Origin of the sequence: Streptomyces sp. NPDC086787 (assembly GCF_044745865.1) — a bacterium.
GTDB lineage: Bacteria > Actinomycetota > Actinomycetes > Streptomycetales > Streptomycetaceae > Streptomyces.
On record NZ_JBIVBC010000001.1, the window covers coordinates 1,171,501 to 1,190,576 of the forward strand.

17 protein-coding genes are annotated in these 19,076 nt (G+C 69.7%); 11 read left to right on the forward strand and 6 right to left on the reverse strand.

The annotated features are described in order from the left end of the window. Positions 1 to 206: 206 nt before the first annotated feature. The 8 genes from gap to ACIPK3_RS05460 all read left to right on the forward strand — a co-directional run bounded on the left by gap (position 207) and on the right by ACIPK3_RS05460 (position 8,300). Complete coding sequence (gene gap, locus ACIPK3_RS05425; RefSeq protein WP_402566690.1) at positions 207 to 1,214, forward strand: type I glyceraldehyde-3-phosphate dehydrogenase; 1,008 nt, start codon at positions 207 to 209, stop codon at positions 1,212 to 1,214. Between the two features lie 132 nt (positions 1,215 to 1,346). After that, positions 1,347 to 2,558 carry a phosphoglycerate kinase gene (locus tag ACIPK3_RS05430; RefSeq protein WP_402566863.1) on the forward strand — a complete coding sequence of 404 codons (1,212 nt, stop codon included), beginning with the start codon at positions 1,347 to 1,349 and terminating at the stop codon, positions 2,556 to 2,558. Between the two features lie 41 nt (positions 2,559 to 2,599). Beyond that, positions 2,600 to 3,355, forward strand: a complete 756-nt coding sequence (gene tpiA / locus ACIPK3_RS05435) for a triose-phosphate isomerase (RefSeq protein WP_402566864.1) — start codon at positions 2,600 to 2,602, stop codon at positions 3,353 to 3,355. 96 nt (positions 3,356 to 3,451) lie between these two features. Further along, the gene (secG, locus tag ACIPK3_RS05440) at positions 3,452 to 3,688 is read left to right on the forward strand and encodes a preprotein translocase subunit SecG (protein WP_402566691.1); all 237 of its coding nucleotides are present in this window, start codon (positions 3,452 to 3,454) and stop codon (positions 3,686 to 3,688) included. Between the two features lie 274 nt (positions 3,689 to 3,962). Next, on the forward strand, positions 3,963 to 4,250 hold the full coding sequence (locus ACIPK3_RS05445; RefSeq protein WP_004002138.1) for an RNA polymerase-binding protein RbpA: 288 nt from the start codon (positions 3,963 to 3,965) through the stop codon (positions 4,248 to 4,250). Positions 4,251 to 4,411: 161 nt separating this feature from the next. After that, positions 4,412 to 5,686, forward strand: a complete 1,275-nt coding sequence (locus ACIPK3_RS05450) for an MFS transporter (RefSeq protein ID WP_402566692.1) — start codon at positions 4,412 to 4,414, stop codon at positions 5,684 to 5,686. Between the two features lie 86 nt (positions 5,687 to 5,772). Next, positions 5,773 to 7,425: a glucose-6-phosphate isomerase gene (gene pgi, locus ACIPK3_RS05455; protein WP_402566693.1), complete on the forward strand. Its 1,653-nt coding sequence runs from the start codon at positions 5,773 to 5,775 to the stop codon at positions 7,423 to 7,425. 104 nt (positions 7,426 to 7,529) lie between these two features. After that, entirely contained in the window at positions 7,530 to 8,300 is a 771-nt protein-coding gene (locus ACIPK3_RS05460; RefSeq protein ID WP_402566694.1) for a hypothetical protein, read from the forward strand. A gap of 57 nt (positions 8,301 to 8,357) precedes the next feature. Here the strand turns inward: ACIPK3_RS05460 and pgl are convergent, their stop codons facing one another. Genes pgl through tkt form a run of 5 tightly spaced genes read right to left on the reverse strand, consistent with a single transcriptional unit; the run spans position 8,358 to position 14,949 of the window. Further along, entirely contained in the window at positions 8,358 to 9,140 is a 783-nt protein-coding gene (pgl, locus tag ACIPK3_RS05465) for a 6-phosphogluconolactonase (protein ID WP_402566695.1), read from the reverse strand. Continuing rightward, entirely contained in the window at positions 9,137 to 10,186 is a 1,050-nt protein-coding gene (gene opcA, locus ACIPK3_RS05470; protein ID WP_402566696.1) for a glucose-6-phosphate dehydrogenase assembly protein OpcA, read from the reverse strand. Before opcA ends, pgl begins: the two co-directional genes overlap by 4 nt. Beyond that, the gene (gene zwf / locus ACIPK3_RS05475) at positions 10,183 to 11,706 is read right to left on the reverse strand and encodes a glucose-6-phosphate dehydrogenase (protein ID WP_402566697.1); all 1,524 of its coding nucleotides are present in this window, start codon (positions 11,704 to 11,706) and stop codon (positions 10,183 to 10,185) included. The genes opcA and zwf overlap by 4 nt, the downstream gene beginning before the upstream one ends. Positions 11,707 to 11,710: 4 nt before the next feature. Beyond that, complete coding sequence (gene tal, locus ACIPK3_RS05480) at positions 11,711 to 12,829, reverse strand: transaldolase (RefSeq protein WP_402566698.1); 1,119 nt, start codon at positions 12,827 to 12,829, stop codon at positions 11,711 to 11,713. Positions 12,830 to 12,861: 32 nt separating this feature from the next. Then, positions 12,862 to 14,949, reverse strand: coding sequence for a transketolase (gene tkt, locus ACIPK3_RS05485; RefSeq protein WP_402566699.1), 2,088 nt, complete (start codon positions 14,947 to 14,949; stop codon positions 12,862 to 12,864). Positions 14,950 to 15,374: 425 nt separating this feature from the next. Between tkt and ACIPK3_RS05490 the strand changes: the two genes are divergently transcribed. From ACIPK3_RS05490 to ACIPK3_RS05500, 3 genes are all read left to right on the forward strand, one after another. Beyond that, complete coding sequence (locus ACIPK3_RS05490) at positions 15,375 to 16,331, forward strand: heme o synthase (RefSeq protein ID WP_402566865.1); 957 nt, start codon at positions 15,375 to 15,377, stop codon at positions 16,329 to 16,331. A gap of 92 nt (positions 16,332 to 16,423) precedes the next feature. Beyond that, on the forward strand, positions 16,424 to 16,771 hold the full coding sequence (locus ACIPK3_RS05495) for a hypothetical protein (protein WP_402566700.1): 348 nt from the start codon (positions 16,424 to 16,426) through the stop codon (positions 16,769 to 16,771). Positions 16,772 to 16,874: 103 nt separating this feature from the next. Further along, positions 16,875 to 17,981 (forward strand): amidohydrolase family protein, encoded by a 1,107-nt coding sequence (locus ACIPK3_RS05500; protein WP_402566701.1) that lies wholly within the window; start codon positions 16,875 to 16,877, stop codon positions 17,979 to 17,981. Between the two features lie 19 nt (positions 17,982 to 18,000). On the opposite strand, the gene ACIPK3_RS05505 is transcribed toward ACIPK3_RS05500, so the two are convergent. Further along, complete coding sequence (locus ACIPK3_RS05505) at positions 18,001 to 19,002, reverse strand: heme A synthase (protein ID WP_402566702.1); 1,002 nt, start codon at positions 19,000 to 19,002, stop codon at positions 18,001 to 18,003. Positions 19,003 to 19,076 lie beyond the last annotated feature (74 nt).

Sequence of the window (19,076 nt, forward strand, 5' to 3'; positions counted from 1 at the left end):
GACACTCCGTGGCAAATCGGGGCGATCCAAACCCCGAAGCGTGGCGGTCCGTACCCCTACTGACGGGTACGGACCGCACTGCCGCGTATGAGGCATCTGGATGTCACCACGGGAGCCTCGGAGAGGTAGGGTCGGGGGTGGTCGGGGACATCCCAAATACAGCTCGCCGGCACCGCATGGCCGGCGTACCACGAGGAGATCGGTTCGTGACGATCCGCGTAGGCATCAACGGCTTCGGCCGTATCGGGCGTAACTACTTCCGCGCACTGCTGGAACAGGGTGCCGACATCGAGGTTGTGGCCGTCAACGACCTGGGTGACACCGCGACCACCGCTCACCTGCTGAAGTACGACACGATCCTGGGCCGCCTCAAGCAGGAGGTCTCCCACACCGCCGACACGATCACGGTCGACGGCCACACCATCAAGGTGCTCTCCGAGCGCAACCCCGCCGACATCCCCTGGGGCGAGCTCGGCGTCGACATCGTCATCGAGTCGACCGGCATCTTCACGAAGAAGGAAGACGCCGCGAAGCACATCGCGGGTGGCGCGAAGAAGGTCCTCATCTCGGCTCCGGCCAAGGACGAGGACATCACCATCGTTATGGGTGTCAACCACGACAAGTACGACCCGGCGAACCACCACGTCATCTCGAACGCGTCCTGCACCACCAACTGTGTGGCGCCGATGGCGAAGGTCCTCGACGAGAACTTCGGCATCGTCAAGGGCCTGATGACGACGGTGCACGCGTACACCAACGACCAGCGCATCCTCGACTTCCCGCACAAGGACCTGCGTCGCGCGCGTGCCGCCGCCGAGAACATCATCCCGACCACGACCGGTGCCGCCAAGGCCACGGCCCTGGTCCTTCCGCAGCTCAAGGGCAAGCTGGACGGCATCGCCATGCGCGTCCCGGTGCCCACAGGCTCGGTCACCGACCTCGTCGTCGAGCTCGGCCGCGAGGTCACCAAGGAAGAGGTCAACGCCGCCTTCCAGAAGGCTGCAGAGGGTGAGCTGAAGGGCCTCCTCGACTACACCGAGGACGAGATCGTCTCCTCGGACATCGTCAACGCCCCGGCCTCCTGCACCTTCGACTCGTCCCTGACCATGGTCCAGGACGGCAAGAGCGTGAAGGTGATCGGCTGGTACGACAACGAGTGGGGCTACTCCAACCGCCTCGTCGACCTGACGGTCTTCGTGGGCAACCAGCTCTGATCGACAGGGCAGACACCTCGGCGTGAGTGCAGGGCCCGGGCAGCGCGGGAACGCGCGCCCGGGCCCTGACTCACGTACCGAACGGCCATGACTACGATCACGGAGCACCATCAGCCCTCGGGAGCCTCACTCATGAAGACGATCGACGAACTCCTCGCCGCAGGCGTGGCCGGTCAGCGGGTCTTCGTCCGCGCCGACCTCAACGTCCCGCTGGACGGCGAGACCATCTCCGACGACGGGCGCATCCGCGCCGTCGCCCCGACCATCGCCAAGCTCGCCGAGGCGGGCGCCAAGGTGATCGTCGCCTCCCACCTGGGCCGTCCCAAGGGCGCCCCGGACCCGCAGTTCTCTCTCGCCCCCGTCGCCAGGCGGCTCGGTGAAATCCTGGGCGGGAGCGTCTCGTTCGCCACCGACACGGTCGGCGACAGCGCGAAGGCGACCGTCGCCGCGCTCGGCGACGGAGACGTCGCGCTGCTGGAGAACCTGCGTTTCAACGCGGGCGAGACGAGCAAGGACGACGCGGAGCGCGGCGCGTTCGCGGACCAGCTGGCGGCCCTCGCCGACGTGTACGTGGGCGACGGCTTCGGTGCCGTCCACCGCGGACACGCGTCCGTGGTCGACCTTCCCGCCCGGCTGCCGCACTACGCCGGCTACCTCATCGCCACCGAGGTCGGCGTCCTGAAGAAGCTCACCGAGGACGTCAAGCGCCCCTACGTGGTGGCGCTCGGCGGAGCCAAGGTCTCGGACAAGCTGGGTGTCATCGACAACCTGCTCAAGAAGGCCGACCGCATCCTCATCGGCGGCGGCATGGCCTACACCTTCCTCGCGGCCAAGGGGCACGAGGTCGGCATCTCCCTGCTCCAGGCGGACCAGAAGGCCACGTGCCTGGAGTACCTGGCGGAGGCGGAGAAGCGCGGCGTCGAGTTCCTGCTGCCGGTCGACGTCCTGGTGTCCCCGGAGTTCCCGGACCTGAAGACGAAGGCCCCGGCGAACCCGACCACCGTCGCCTCGGACGCCATCCCCGCCGACCAGGAGGGCCTGGACATCGGCCCGAAGACCCGAGAGCTCTACGCCTCGAAGCTCGCCGACGCCGGGACCGTCTTCTGGAACGGTCCGATGGGCGTCTTCGAGCACCCCGACTACGCCGAGGGCACCAAGGCGGTCGCCCAGGCACTCGTGGAGACCGACGGCTTCACCGTCGTCGGTGGCGGCGACTCCGCCGCGGCCGTGCGTACGCTCGGCTTCGACGAAAACGCGTTCGGTCACATCTCGACCGGTGGCGGCGCCTCCCTCGAATACCTCGAGGGCAAGACGCTCCCCGGCCTCGCCGCACTGGAGGACTGACCCCGATGGCTGCCACTGACTTTCCCGGCCGCATGCCGCTGATGGCGGGCAACTGGAAGATGAACCTCAACCACCTTGAGGCCATCGCGCACGTCCAGAAGCTCGCCTTCGCCCTGGCCGACAAGGACTACGACGCCGTCGAGGTCGCGGTGCTGCCGCCCTTCACGGACCTGCGCTCCGTGCAGACCCTGGTCGACGGCGACAAGCTCAAGATCAAGTACGGCGCCCAGGACCTCTCGGCGCACGACTCCGGCGCCTACACGGGCGAGATCTCCGGCCCGATGCTGGCCAAGCTGAAGTGCGCGTATGTGGTCATCGGGCACTCCGAGCGCCGTCAGTACCACGGTGAGAACGACGCTCTGGTGAATGCCAAGGCCAAGGCCGCCTTCAAGCACGGTCTGACCCCGATCCTGTGCGTCGGCGAGGAGCTGGACGTCCGCGAGGCGGGCAACCACGTCGGCCACACCCTCGCCCAGGTCGAGGGCGGCCTGAAGGATGTCCCGGCCGAGCAGGCCGAGACCATCGTGATCGCCTACGAGCCCGTCTGGGCCATCGGCACCGGCAAGGTCTGCGGCGCCGACGACGCCCAGGAGGTCTGCGCCGCCATCCGGGGCAAGCTCTCCGAGCTGTACGGCCAGGAGGTGGCCGACAAGGTCCGCATCCAGTACGGCGGCTCCGTGAAGTCCGGCAATGTGGCCGAAATCATGGCGAAGCCGGACATCGACGGCGCCCTGGTCGGTGGAGCCTCGCTGGACGCCGACGAGTTCGTCAAGATCGTCCGCTTCCGCGACCAGTGAGTATGCGCTAGACGCGATCCGTCGTACTCTTGCGGGGGTCGGCAGGTGTCTGCCGGCCCCCGCAGTCCATCCGAATCCGAGGAAGTTGGTCCAGCCGTGGTTTTGGGGTTCTCGATCGCCCTGATCATCTTCAGCCTGCTGCTGATGCTGCTGGTGCTGATGCACAAGGGGAAGGGCGGCGGCCTCTCCGACATGTTCGGTGGCGGCATGCAGTCGTCCGTGGGCGGTTCCTCGGTCGCCGAGCGCAACCTCGACCGCATCACCGTGGTGATCGGCCTGCTGTGGTTCGCGTCCATCGTCGTCCTCGGTCTGCTGATGAAGTCGAACAACTGAGCTTGGACAACGGCTGACCGGCTTCTCGCAAGCACGCACATTCCCTACGTAAGGCCCCATGTTCGGTACGCGCTCCGGAGCGCCGCCTATCATGGGGCTTGCGTCTAGGTGCGGGGGCTGTAACTCCAGCCACTGGACGCGCGTTGGGCCTTACGTAGACTGAGGCGCTCGCAACGAGGCGAAACGCCGACTCGCTTCGCGGCACCATCACGCAGGGAGTTACACCGTGGCAAGTGGCAACGCGATCCGAGGTAGCCGGGTCGGGGCGGGGCCGATGGGCGAGGCCGAGCGCGGCGAGTCCGCGCCGCGTCTGCGCATCTCCTTCTGGTGCTCCAACGGGCACGAGACGCAGCCGAGCTTCGCCAGCGACGCGCAGGTCCCCGACACCTGGGACTGCCCGCGCTGCGGATTCCCGGCCGGACAGGACCGGGACAACCCCCCGGACCCGCCGCGCACCGAGCCCTACAAGACGCACCTCGCGTATGTACGGGAGCGGCGCAGCGATGCGGACGGCGAGGCGATCCTCGCCGAGGCGCTCGCCAAACTGCGGGGCGAGATCTAGAAGTTGAGAACCGGCCGGGTGCCCTCGGGTACCTGGCCGCAGCCGTCTTGTGCGGCAGCTCCCGATGTGAGTCCCCCAAGCATGCCCCGGCCCGTTGTCAGTGGCCCCCGTTACGGTTTGTGCGCAGGCGAATCCTGTGTGGTGAACCGAGAGGGGGAGCGATGGCCGGAGTCGCGATCGAGGAGCGGACAGGGGAAGGCGCGCTCACGTGGCGCGGCGGATTCGGACGGCTGTGGACGGCCGCCGTCATCTCCCGTTTCGGGGACGCGCTGCGCGCATCGGCGCTGCCGCTCATCGCTGTCCGTCTCACCGACGATCCGCTGGCCATCGCCTCGGTGACTGCCTGCGGCTATCTTCCGTGGCTGTTGTTCGGCCTGCTCGGCGGGGCCCTCGCCGACCGGGTGGACCAGCGCCGGGCGATGTGGGCCGTGGACACCGCACGGGGACTGCTCGTCGCCGGATTCGCGGTCGCCGTGGCACTCGGCCACGCCTCGATGCCGCTGCTGCTCACGCTCGCCTTCGCGCTGACCACCCTCCAGACCCTCTTCGACAACGCCGCCACGGCCCTGCTGCCCGTCCTGGTGCCGGGCGACGCCCTGGGGGGCGCCAACGCCCGGCTGATGACCGGGCAGCAGATCGCGGGAGGCCTGCTGGCCGGCCCGTTCGTGCCGTTGCTCCTGGCGGCGGGCGCGTTCCTGCCGTTCGTGGCCGACGCGGGCACCTATCTGGCCGCCGCCGCCTTGGTGGCCTCCCTGCGGATAGGGCCGCCCCGCCGCGAGCACCGTCCCGCGAGCACCCTGCGGGCGGACGTCAGGGACGGCCTGCGCGTCCTGTGGCGGGACCGCGCCCTGCGCGCGGTCTGCCTGGCCACGCTGCTGTGCAACATCGGCATGGGCGCCCTGATCGCCACCCTGGTGCTGCATGTGACCCGCTGGCTGCACGGGGGGAACGCGGAGTTCGCCGCGGCGATGACCGCGTATTCGGCCGGCAGCATCGCGGGCGGCTTCCTCGCCCAGCGCATGGCCCGGCGTGCCGGACGGGTGCGCGCCCTGCTGCTCGGCGGAGCCGTGCAGACCGCGGCGCTGCTGCTCGTCGGCGGCGTCCGGCACCTGGCCGCGCTGCTGGTCGGCATGCTGCTGCTCGGGGCCATGGGCATGGTGTGGAACGTCAACCAGGTCACCCTGATGCAGCAGCGCAGCCCCGGCCCGATGGTGGGCCGGATCGCCGCGGCCTTCCGTACCGCCTCGACCTCCGGCGCCCCGCTCGGTGCCCTGCTCGGCGGGGCCGTGGGCCGCCTGTACGGGCTGAACGGCCCGGCGCTGTTCACCGCCGCCCTTTTCGCCCTGGCCGTCGCGACGCTGATACCCGCGAGCAGATCCGACGTATCCGTGGGTGCGCCGCGGGACGGCGCCGTGACAGCTCACGGCACCCGCTGATCAATTAGGTTGGGACCGGCAGCGGGGCAAGGTACACGGCAACGCACGCAGCAGGACAGGCTGTAGGAAAGAAGGCTGAAGTCGTAATGAACGCAGACGGCCGTACCAGGCTCAACCAGACGCCCGAGTGGACCGCTCTGGCGAAGCACCGGGAACAGCTCGCCGACACCCATCTGCGGGAGCTGTTCGCCGCCGACCCCGGGCGCGGCACCGGGTACACGCTCCAGGTCGGCGACCTCTACATCGACTACTCGAAGCACCTGGTCAACGACGAGACGCTGCGGCTGCTGCGCGAGCTCGCCGCGGCGACCGACGTCTTCGGACTGCGGGACGCGATGTTCCGCGGGGAGAAGATCAACACGACCGAGGACCGGGCCGTCCTGCACGTCGCGCTGCGCGCCCCGCGCGACGAGGTGATCAAGGTCGACGGGGAGGACGTCGTCCCCGAGGTGCACGCCGTGCTCGACAAGATGAGCGAGTTCGCCGAGCGCGTCCGCTCCGGCTCCTGGACCGGGCACACCGGCAAGCGGATCAGGAACGTGATCAACGTCGGCATCGGCGGCTCCGACCTCGGCCCCGCCATGGCCTACGAGGTGCTGCGCAGCTTCACCGACCGCGAACTCACGGTCCGCTTCGTGTCGAACGTCGACGGCGCCGACCTGCACGAGGCAACCCGTGACCTGGACGCGGCGGAGACGCTGTTCATCATCGCCTCCAAGACCTTCACCACGGTGGAGACGATCACCAACGCCACCTCCGCCCGCGACTGGCTGCTCACCGAGCTGAAGGCCGGGCAGGACGCCGTGGCCCAGCACTTCGTGGCCCTGTCGACGAACGCGGAGAAGGTCGCCGAGTTCGGGATCGACACGGCCAACATGTTCGAGTTCTGGGACTGGGTAGGCGGCCGTTACTCGTACGACTCCGCGATCGGTCTCTCCTTGATGATCGCCATCGGCCCGGCCCGCTTCCGTGAGATGCTCGACGGCTTCCACCTGGTCGACGAGCACTTCCGGACCGCGCCGCCCGAGTCCAACGTGCCGCTCCTCATGGGCCTGTTGGGCATCTGGTACGACAACTTCCACGACGCCCAGTCGCACGCGGTCCTGCCCTACAGCCACTACCTGTCCAGGTTCACCGCCTACCTGCAGCAGCTGGACATGGAGTCCAACGGCAAGCATGTGACGCGGGACGGGCAGGAGGTCGACTGGCAGACCGGCCCGGTCGTCTGGGGCACCCCGGGCACCAACGGCCAGCACGCCTACTACCAGCTCATCCACCAGGGCACCAAGCTCGTCCCGGCGGACTTCATCGGCTTCGCCGAGCCGGTCGCGGAACTCAGCGGCCGGTGCAGGGACCAGCACGACCTGCTGATGGCGAACTTCTTCGCCCAGACCCAGGCCCTCGCCTTCGGCAAGACCGCCGAGGAGGTCAGGGCCGAGGGCGTGCCGGAGGAGCTGGTCCCGCACAAGACGTTCAAGGGCGACCGGCCGACCACCACGATCCTCGCCCGCGAGCTGACCCCGTCCGTCCTCGGTCAGCTCGTCGCCCTCTACGAGCACAAGGTGTTCGTCCAGGGCGCGGTCTGGGACATCGACTCCTTCGACCAGTGGGGCGTCGAACTCGGGAAGGTTCTCGCCAAGCGGGTGGAACGTGCCCTGACCGAGGGCGCCGAGGTCGAGGGGCTGGACGACTCCACCCGGACGCTGGTCGCCAAGTACCGGGAGCTGCGGGGGCGTTAGAGGCTTCGGCCGACCGAGGCCGCGGGGTGCCGGGCGGTGGGGAGCCGCCCGGTGTCCCGTAGACTCCCGATGATCATGCACATCGCAACTCGGGGGAGAGCGCAGTGGCCGGTCCGCGGGGGAACCGCACAACGGGCGAGCCATACACCCGCAACTATCTGAAGGCCCATCACGCGGCCTGGGCGGTGTTTCATCCCGTCTGGATACCCGAACCGCTCGACCCGGCCGTCGAGCAGCTCAAACGGGTCCGGGTCATCGCGGGTTCGGTCGCCGCCGTCGGCGTCTACACCTTCGTCGAGGGCGGCTTCGCCGTCACGGAGATGCTGGAGAACCTGGCCACGGCCAGCGGTGTCCTGCTGCTCATCGCGCCTTTGACGGTCGGGGTGATGCTGTGGATCTGGCGGCGCGGCGGCAGCCTGCGCGCACTGCGGCCGCCGCTGCTCGGCGCCCTGAGACTGCTGCTGACCTTCGTCGGTGCGGTCGTCGCGACGCTTCTGCTGCTGCAGAACAGCAGCACTCTGGGCGGCGGCCTGATGATCCTTCCGATGGGGCTGTTCACCCTGTGGATGGTCTGGTTCGTCGGTGCCGGCGCCCTGCGCGTCACCGGAAACTTCTTCGGCACGGCGGCCGTCCACCCCTGTCTGCCGCCGCTGCTCGCCATCGTCACCACGTGGCTGATGGCCCTGCCCGACCTCTTCACAGGCGATCTGCACGGACTCGGGCTGAAGCTCGGGATCCTGTTCATCCTGGGCGCCCCGATGACGGTGACCGCCATCGCGCTGTACGAGATCGCCCGCCTCAAGCGGGGATACGGCATCAGGCTCGGCGACCATCCGGCGCGGTACCTGTCCCTCAGAGCCAACGGAGACAGGTGAGCCGGGGGGTGACGGGACGAAAAGTCCCGTCACCCCCCGGCTCACGAGCTCACGAGCTCACGGTGAAGCCGGCGGATACAGGGAGCGCGGCAGCTGGGAGGCCGCCGACGCGTCCAGCAGCCACAGGGTGCGCTGTCTGCCGTACGCCCCGGCTGCCGGGGCCTGGACCTCGCCCGCGCCCGACAGGGCGATCGCCACGGCGTTCGCCTTGTCCTCGCCGGCCGCCAGCAGCCACACCTCACGGGCCGACCGGATCGCCGGAAGGGTGAGACTGACCCGGATCGGCGGGGGCTTGGGGGAGCCATGGACCCCGACCACCGTGCGCTCCGTCTCCCGGACCGCGGGCAGTTCCGGGAAGAGCGAGGCCACATGAGTGTCCGGGCCGACGCCCAGGAGCAGGACGTCGAAGGTGGGCACGGCGCCGTGGTTCTCGAACCCCGCCGACCGCGCCAGCTCCTCGGCGTAACCGGCCGCCGCCGCCTCCACGTCGGCGCCGTACGGACCGTCCGACGCGGGCATGGCGTGCACGCGCTTCGGGTCCAGCGGCACCGCGTCCAGCAGTGCCTCACGGGCCTGCGTGATGTTGCGCTCCGGGTCGCCCTCGGGCAGGAAGCGCTCGTCGCCCCACCACAGGTCGAGGCGGCCCCAGTCGACGGCGTCCCGGGCCGGGGCGGCCGCCAGGGCGGCCAGCAGCCCGTTGCCGTTGCGGCCGCCGGTGAGCACCACGGACGCGGAACCGCGCGAGGACTGCGCGTCCACGATCCTGGTGATCAGCCGCGCCGCGGCGGCCTCCGCCATCAGTTCCTTGTCGCGGTGCACGACCAGCTGGGGGGTGCTCACTTCGCAGCCTTCCTCGCGGAGGCGGCCGCCTTCTTCGCGGGCGCCGACGCCGCCTTGGTCGTGGGTGCGGGCTTCGCGTCCGCATCCGCGGCGGCCTCACCCGTGACGGCCGGCTCGGGGGCGTCGGAGAGCCGGTCCACCCCGTACCGCAGCGCGGAGGCGTACGTGTCGTCCGGGTCGAGCCGGCGCAGCTCCTCCGCGATCAGCTCGGCCGTGTCCCGGCGGTTCAGTGCCACCGCGCGGTCGGGCTGGCCCTCGATGGACAGCGTTGCCAGCGAGCCGTCCGCGCGGCTCAGGGCGATCGGGCCGCAGCTGGTGTCCATGCGGACCGAGGTGAGGCCCGGGCCCGCCGACAGCGACCGCGTGACGGGCACGTCCAGCCGGTCCGCCAGCCACATCGCGAGCAGCTCGCAGCTCGGGTTGAACTCCTCGCCCGCCACCTCGACGCCCTTGACCTCGCACACGACCTGGTCCAGTGCGGCGGCCAGCATCGAGCGCCAGGGTGTGATGCGGGTCCAGGACAGGTCGGTGTCGCCGGGAGTGTAGGCGTCGGCGCGGGAGGCCAGCTCCCGCACCGGCTGCTCGGACGCGTAGGAGTCGGTGACCCGGCGCTGGGCGAGGGCGCCCAGCGGGTCCTTCGCCGGGTCCAGCGGGGCGTTCACCGGCCACCAGACGACCACCGGGGCGTCCGGCAGCAGCAGCGGCAGCACGACCGAGTCGGCGTGGTCGACGACCTCGCCGTACAGCCGCAGTACCACCGTCTCGCCGGTGCCCGCGTCCGCGCCCACCCGCACCTCGGCGTCCATCCGCGAGGAGGTGCGGTCGCGCGGGGAGCGGGAGACCCGCCTGATGACCACCAGCGTGCGCGAGGGGTGCTCGCGGGACGCGTCGTTGGCGGCCTTCAGGGCGTCGTAGGCGTTCTCCTCGTCGGTGACGATGACGAGGGTCAGCACCATGCCGACGGCGGGGGTGCCGATGGCCCGGCGGCCCTGCACCAGCGCCTTGTTGATCTTGCTGGCCGTGGTGTCCGTGAGGTCTATCTTCATGGCCGGCGCCAGCTCCGTCCGTCTCGTGCGAGCATCTCGTCGGCCTCCGTGGGACCCCATGTGCCCGACGGGTACTGCGCGGGCTTGCCGTGCTTGTCCCAGTACTGCTCGATCGGGTCGAGGATCTTCCAGGACAGCTCGACCTCCTCCGTGCGCGGGAAGAGGTTGGCGTCGCCCAGCAGCACGTCCAGGATGAGGCGCTCGTACGCCTCGGGGCTGGACTCCGTGAAGGACTCGCCGTAGGCGAAGTCCATGGACACGTCCCGGATCTCCATCGAGGTGCCGGGCACCTTGGAGCCGAACCGGACCGTGATGCCCTCGTCCGGCTGGACCCGGATGACGATCGCGTTCTGGCCCAGCTCCTCCGTCGCCGTGTGGTCGAAGGGGGAGTGTGGGGCCCGCTGGAAGACCACCGCGATCTCGGTGACCCGGCGGCCGAGGCGCTTGCCGGTGCGCAGGTAGAACGGGACCCCGGCCCAGCGGCGGTTGTCGATCTGCACCTTCACGGCCGCGTAGGTGTCGGTCTTCGACTTGGGGTCGATGCCGTCTTCCTGGAGGTAGCCGATGACCTTCTCGCCGCCCTGCCAGCCCGCCGCGTACTGCCCGCGGACGGTGTTGCGGCCCAGGTCCTTCGGCAGCCGCACCGCGCCGAGCACCTTCTCCTTCTCGGCGGCCAGCGCGGACGCGTCGAAGGAGGCGGGCTCCTCCATGGCGGTCAGCGCCATGAGCTGGAGCAGGTGGTTCTGGATGACGTCACGGGCGGCGCCGATGCCGTCGTAGTAGCCGGCCCGGCCGCCGATGCCGATGTCCTCGGCCATGGTGATCTGCACATGGTCCACGAAGGACCGGTTCCAGATCGGCTCGAACGTCGTGTTCGCGAACCGCAGCGCCAGGATGTTCTGAACGGTCTCCTTGCCGAGGTAGTGGTCGATCCGGAACACCTGGTCCGGTTCGAACACCTCGTGCACGACCTTGTTCAGCTCCTCGGCCGACTTCAGATCGTGGCCGAACGGCTTCTCGATGACCGCGCGCCGCCAGGAGCCGCCCTCCTGGTCCGCCAGGCCGTGCTTCTTCAGCTGCTGGATGACCACCGGGAAGGAACTCGGCGGCACGGACAGGTAGAAGGCGAAGTTGCCGCCCGTTCCCTGTGCCTTGTCCAGTTCCTCGATGGTGGCGCGCAGCCGTTCGAAGGCGTCGTCGTCGTCGAAGGTGCCCTGGACGAAGCGCATCCCCTGGATGAGCTGCTGCCAGACCTCCTCCCGGAAGGGGGTGCGCGAGTGCTCCTTGACCGCGTCGTGCACGACCTCGGCGAAGTCCTCGTGCTCCCAGTCACGGCGGGCGAAGCCCACCAGTGAGAAGCCCGGCGGCAGCAGACCCCGGTTGGCGAGGTCGTACACCGCGGGCATCAGCTTTTTCCGTGACAAATCGCCCGTGACGCCGAAAATCACCAGGCCCGACGGCCCCGCGATACGCGGGAGCCGTCGGTCTGCGGGGTCACGCAGCGGATTGCTGCTCGACAAGGTTTCAGCCCTCCGAGGGGGCGAGGCGCTTGAGTTCGGCCTCGGTCGACTTCAGCAGGTCGTTCCAGGACGCCTCGAACTTCTCGACGCCCTCGTCCTCCAGAACCTGGACCACGTCGTCGTACGAGATCCCGAGCTTCTCGACGGCGTCGATCTCGGCACGTGCCTGCTCGTACGTGCCGGCGATGGTGTTCCCGGTGATCTGCCCGTGGTCGGCGACGGCCTCCAGGGTGGCCTCCGGCATGGTGTTCACCGTGTTCGGCGCCACCAGGTCGTCGACGTACATGGTGTCCTTGTACGCCGGGTCCTTGACACCGGTCGACGCCCACAGCGGACGCTGCTTGCGGGCGCCCGCCTTCTCCAGCGCGGCCCAGCGGTCGGAGGAGAAGACCTCCTCGTACGCCTCGTAGGCGAGACGCGCGTTGGCCACGGCCGCCTTGCCGCGCGCCGCCTTGGCCTCCGGGGTGCCCAGGGCGTCGAGCCGCTTGTCGATCTCGGTGTCCACCCGGGACACGAAGAACGACGCCACCGAACGGATCAGCGACAGGTCGAGCCCGCGCTCCTTCGCCTTCTCCAGACCGGCGAGGTAGGCGGTCATGACCTCGCGGTAGCGCTCCAGCGAGAAGATCAGCGTCACGTTGACGCTGATGCCGAGGCCGATGACCTCGGTGATCGCCGGCAGGCCCGCCTTGGTGGCCGGGATCTTGATGAGCGTGTTGGGGCGGTCCACCAGCCAGGCCAGCTGCTTGGCCTCGGCGACCGTCGCCTTGGTGTTGTGCGCGAGCCGCGGGTCGACCTCGATCGACACCCGGCCGTCCTGGCCGTCGGTGGCGTCGAAGACGGGGCGCAGGATGTCGGCGGCGTCACGGACGTCCGCCGTGGTGATCATGCGGATGGCCTCTTCGACGGTCACCTTGCGGGCGGCGAGGTCGGAGACCTGCTGCTGGTAGCCGTCGCCCGAGGAGATCGCCTTCTGGAAGATCGTCGGGTTGGTGGTGACGCCCACGACGTGCTGCTCGTCGATCAGTTCGGCCAGGTTGCCGGACGTGATCCGCTTGCGCGACAGGTCGTCCAGCCAGATCGCGACGCCTTCGTCGGAGAGGCGCTTGAGTGCGTCTGTCATGGAATTACATCTCCTACGTGTCGATATGAGCGTCAGCGCTGGGCGGCGGCGAGGGATTCCCGGGCCTTGGCGGCCACGTTCTCGGCAGTGAAGCCGAACTCCTGGAAGAGCACCTTGCCGTCGGCCGAAGCACCGAAGTGCTCCAGGGAAACGATGCGACCGGCGTCCCCCACGTACTTGTGCCAGGTGAGGCCGATGCCCGCCTCCACCGAAACCCGCGCCTTCACGGACGGCGGGAGGACGGTGTCCCGGTACCCCTGGTCCTGCTGCTCGAACCATTCCACGCACGGCATGGACACGACCCGCGTCGGAACGCCGTCCGCCTGGAGCTGCTCGCGCGCCTCGACGGCGACGTGCACCTCGGAACCGGTGGCGATCAGGATGACCTGCGGCTCGCCGCCGTCCGCCTCGAACAGGACGTAACCACCGCGCGAGGTGTCCTCGTTGGGCTCGTACACCGGCACGCCCTGACGGGTCAGCGCGAAGCCGTGCGGCTGGCCCTTGCCGAACACCTTGGTGTAGCGGCGCAGGACCTCGCGCCAGGCGATCGCCGTCTCGTTGGCGTCCGCCGGACGGATGATGTTCAGGCCGGGGATCGCGCGCAGCGAGGCCAGGTGCTCGACCGGCTGGTGGGTCGGGCCGTCCTCGCCGAGGCCGATGGAGTCGTGCGTCCACACGTACGTCACCGGCAGGTGCATCAGGGCCGACAGACGCACCGCGTTGCGCATGTAGTCGGAGAAGACGAGGAACGTACCGCCGTAGACACGGGTGTTCCCGTGCAGGGTGATGCCGTTCAGCTCCGCGCCCATGGAGTGCTCGCGGATGCCGAAGTGGATCGTGCGGCCGTACGGGTCGGCCTCGGGCAGCGGGTTGTCCGCCGGGAGGAACGAGCTGCTCTTGTCGATCGTGGTGTTGTTCGATCCGGCGAGGTCGGCGGAGCCGCCCCACAGCTCGGGGATGACCGCGCCCAGCGCCTGGAGCACCTTGCCGGAGGCGGCGCGGGTGGCGATGCCCTTGCCCGGCTCGAAGACCGGGAGCTTCTCCTCCCAGCCGGTCGGCAGCTCGGTCCGGCTGATGCGGTCGAACTCGGTGGCGCGCTCGCCGTTGTTGTCGCGCCAGAGCTGGAACGACTTCTCCCACTCCGCCTTGGCCTGCGCGCCCCGGTCCAGGGCCTGACGGGTGTGGGCGATGACCTCGTCGGAGACCTCGAAGGTCCGCTCCGGGTCGAAGCCCAGGACCCGCTTGGTGGCCGCGACCTCGTCGTCGCCGAGCGCCGAGCCGTGCGCGGCCTCGGTGTTCTGCGCGTGCGGGGCGGGCCAGGCGATGATCGAGCGCATCGCGATGAAGGACGGCTTGTCCGTCACCTTCTTCGCGGCCTCGATCGCGTTGTAGATGGCGTGCGGGTCGAGGTCGCCGTCCGGCTTCGGGGCGATGCGCTGCACGTGCCAGCCGTACGCCTCGTACCGCTTGACGGTGTCCTCGGAGACGGCCGTCTCGGTGTCGCCCTCGATCGAGATGTGGTTGTCGTCCCACAGCAGGACCAGGTTGCCGAGCTCCTGGTGGCCGGCGAGCGAGGACGCCTCCGCGGAGATGCCCTCCTGGAGGCAGCCGTCACCGGCGATGCAGTAGATGAAGTGGTCGAAGGGGGACTCGCCCTGCGCCGCCTCGGGGTCGAACAGACCGCGCTCGTACCGGGCGGCCATGGCCATGCCCACCGCGTTGGCGACACCCTGGCCGAGCGGGCCGGTCGTCGTCTCGACGCCCGTGGTGTGGCCGTACTCCGGGTGGCCCGGGGTCTTCGAGCCCCAGGTGCGGAAGGACTTCAGGTCGTCCAGCTCCAGGCCGAAGCCGGCCAGGTAGAGCTGCGTGTAGAGGGTCAGGGACGAGTGGCCGGCGGACAGCACGAAGCGGTCGCGTCCGACCCACTCGGGGTCGGCGGGGTCGTGCCGCATCACCTTCTGGAAGAGGGTGTAGGCGGCTGGAGCCAGGCTCATCGCCGTACCGGGATGGCCGTTGCCGACCTTCTGTACGGCGTCGGCGGCAAGGACGCGGGCGGTGTCCACGGCCCGCTGGTCCAGCTCGTTCCACTCAAGATCTGTGGTGATCGGCTTGGTGCTCACCCTGAGTCAGGGCTCCTCTCCACATGTCGGTTGCCGGACTTACGGGCGCGCGCCCACCGGCTGCCGGTGCACTGGGTGCCCACCGGCCGTTGTCGAGCCTACCCCCGTAAAGACGTGCGTTTTTTCGAGTCATTCCAGACTGCCGGGCCTTGCGGGGATCCGCCTCCCGGCCGCGCCGTAGGGCACTCGGCAGATGAATACGGAGCCGCTCATACGACCGCTCAACCGAGCCGTACGGCGACCAATCGATCAAGCTCTCCGGCGCCCCCTCGGCCGAGCCGTCCGGCCCCCTGCGCGGGGTGCCCACCAACACGACCCCACCCCCGCGAATGTCCGGGTCTGGGCAACGTCTACAGTGGCGTGGTACGCGCGAGCCTTTACCGTGAGTTCACACGCCGAGGCTCGCTGGGATGTCTCTGTCAGGGGTGTGCGTGACGGCCGTCGAATCCCGTCCAGCGGGGGTGGCGCTCGGTGCCGCGGAGAGCCCGAGCCACCGGCCGTTCGGGGCCCGTGTCAAGGCTTTCGTGGCGCTGACCAAGCCGCGGATCATCGAGCTGCTGCTGATCACCACCGTTCCGGTGATGTTCCTGGCGCAGCAGGGTGTGCCGGACCTCGGCCTGGTCCTGCTGACGTGCATCGGCGGCTACCTCTCCGCGGGCGGCGCCAACGCGCTGAACATGTACATCGACCGTGACATCGACGCGCTCATGGACCGCACCTCGCAGCGTCCGCTGGTCACCGGGATGGTGAGCCCGCGGGAGTGCCTCGTGTTCGGCCTCGGGCTGGCCGTCGTCTCCACGCTGCTGTTCGGGTTGACCGTCAACTGGCTGTCCGCCTGGCTGTCGCTCGGAGCGCTCCTCTTCTACGTCGTCGTCTACACGATGATCCTCAAACGGCGTACCTCGCAGAACATCGTCTGGGGCGGCATCGCCGGCTGCATGCCGGTGCTGATCGGCTGGTCGTCGGTCACGAACTCCATGTCGTGGGCGCCGGTCATCCTCTTCCTGGTGATGTTCTTCTGGACGCCGCCGCACTACTGGCCGCTGTCCATGAAGGTGCGGGACGACTACGCCCGCGTGGGCGTGCCGATGCTTCCGGTCGTCGCCTCCAACAAGGTCGTCGCGAAGCAGATCGTCCTCTACAGCTGGGTGATGGTCGCCGTCTCGTTGCTGCTGACCCCGCTCGGCTACACGGGCTGGTTCTACACGCTGGTCGCGCTGGTCGCGGGCGGCTGGTGGCTGTGGGAGGCGCACGCCCTGCAGAACCGCGCCAAGGCGGAGGTGACGGGCGGGAAGCTGAAGGAGATGCGGCTGTTCCATTGGTCCATCACCTATGTCTCGCTGCTGTTCGTCGCGGTGGCGGTGGACCCCTTCCTGCGCTGACAGCCCGGCGCGGCAGAGGCCCGGAGCCGGGTGGTCAAGGCCACTCACCCCGCCTGTCGCCGATTGATCTACTCGTCGGTAGCATCCTGGTCATGGCAGACACGCAGCAGGTTGACACGCAGCAGGTTGACCCGAAGGCCGAACGCAGGGCGACGCGACTCGCCCAGCAGATCGGCGCCTTCGCCAAGGCGCACGGCGGCGCCGAGGGTCAGGTGGCGTACATCGGTGAGCGCGGCGCCCGGATCGTCCTCGTCGGCGACGACGGCGGCTGGGGCGACCTGGTGGCACCCAGCTACGCCATCGCCGAGAAGGCGGTCGAGAAGGCCGGAATCACCGTCCACGAGGCGTTCGACGGCGAGTTCGCCGCGAAGGTGACGACGGGCCGGTACGAGTGGACGCGCATGGCGGGTATCCAGGTCGGCGGCCCCCGCAACGGCTGAGGCTCCGCAACTCCTGAGCCTCCGAGCAACACCTGACACCCGGTTCACCCGTTAGGGACCTGAGAGAGCCTGAGAGGGCGCGGTCCAGTCGGGGAGTGACCGGATGATCGAAACGCCGTCCCTGGTGGACCAGTACTGCCACGGTGTACTCAGAACGGAGCTGGGTCTCGGCACCTTCGAGGCCCAGCTCGCCCGGACCGAGGGTCCGCCCGCCGCGGGCACCACCCTGTTCGACACCCAGACGGGCTTCGCCGTACGGCGATGGTGTCCGCCGCTGCTCGGCCTGGAACCGCACTGCCCGCCCGCCCGCTACCTCGCCCGACGCCGGGAACTCGGCGTCCCGGAGGCGGCCCGCCGTCTGCTGCGCGGCAGCGGGATCACCACCTACCTGGTCGACACCGGGCTGCCCGGGGATCTGACCGGTCCCGCCGAGCTGGCCGCCGCCGGCGACGCCGAGGCCCGCGAGATCGTACGGCTCGAACTCCTCGCCGAGCAGGTCGCCGACACCTCGGGAACGGTGGAGTCGTTTCTCGCCAACCTGGCCGAATCGGTGCACGGGGCGGCCGCGAACGCGGTCGCCTTCACCTCCGTCGCGGGACTGCGGCACGGACTCGCGCTGGCGCCGGAGCCTCCCGGCCCAGGAGAGGTGCGGGGCGCGGCGGGCCGCTGGCTTGCCGGGCGCCGGGTCGGCGGGGAGCTGCACGACCCGGTGCTGCTGCGGCACCTGCTGTGGGTCGCCGTCGCCTCCGGTCTGCCGCTCCAACTGCACGCGGGACTGGGGGAGCCGGGGGCGCGCATCGACCGCACCGACCCGGTGCTGCTGACCGACTTCGTGCGGGCCACCGCGGGCCTCGGCACGGACCTGGTCCTGCTGCACGGCTACCCGTACCACCGCCAGGCCGCCCATCTGGCCGGGGTGTTCCCGCATGTGTTCGCCGACTCGGGCGCCGCGCTGGTGCGCACCGGCGCCCGTGCGGCCACGATCCTCGCCGAGATCCTGGAACTCGCCCCGTTCGGCAAGATCCTTTTCTCCAGCGGGGCCCACGGCCTGCCCGAACTGCACGTGGTGGGGGCCCGGTTGTTCCGTGAGGCCCTCGGCCGGGTGCTCGGCGGCTGGGTGGACGAGGGAGCCTGGTCGCGGGCGGACGCGGGGCGGGTGGCGCGGATGGTGGCGGAGGGCAACGCGCGGCGGGTCTACGGACTGGACTGAGACCCGCCCACGCGGGGTTCTACGCGTGCGTGCCGACGGCCGACTCGGCCGCGGGGACGGGCACGTCCGCCACCGCGCCGGGACGCTCGCGCAGCGAAAGCAGCACGCGCAGGACCCAGATCCACATCACCGTGGAGCCCAGCATGTGCAGGGCGACCAGGGCCTCGGGCAGATGGGTGAAGTACTGGACGTATCCCACGACTCCCTGGAGGAGCAGGATCACGAACAGCTCCCGCGTCCGGTTCAGCGGCCCCTTGGGCGCGTCCACCGCCTTCAGGACGAACCACAGCGCGAACGTCAGCGTCACCACGATCCATGCGAACACGGAGTGCAGCTTGCTGACCGTCTCCCAGCTGACGTGGATCCGGTCGACCTCGCTGGAGTCACCCGCGTGCGGACCGGCACCGGTCACGACCGTGCCGGCCGCGATCAGCAGGACGGACGCGGCGACCAGGGACCACACCAGCTGTTTGACCGCCTTGCCGACCAGCGGACGCGGTACGCCGTCACCCTCACGGGTGCGCTGCCACATCACCGTGGCGATGGCGATCAGCGCCGACGAGAGCAGGAAGTGGACCGCGACCGTGTACGGGTTGAGGCCGACCAGGACCACGATCCCGCCGAGCACCGCGTTGCCCATGACCACCCAGAACTGCGCCCAGCCGAGCCGGGTCAGGTCGCGCCGCCACGGCTTCTGCGCGCGGGCCGCGATGATCGCCCAGCCGATGGCGGCGCACAGCACGCCCGTCAGCATGCGGTTGCCGAACTCGATGGCGCCGTTGATGCCCATCGCGCTGGTGGTGGTGAGCGAGTCGTCGGTGCAGGTCGGCCAGGTCGGGCAGCCGAGGCCGGAGCTGGTCAGCCGTACGGCGCCGCCCGTGACCACGATGAGCACCGACATGACGAGTGCGGCGAGTGCGGCCCGCCGGACCGTCCGGGAGTCCGGGGTCCAGCGGTCGGCGATGAAGGCGAGCGGGTTGCGCAGGGCCGCTTCGGCGTCGGCAGGGGTCAGCTTTTGCACGGCACCATCGTAGGCCGCCGCTTGTGCACGCTTTCACGAGGGTCACCCCACTGGACGACCGCCGTGATCCCACG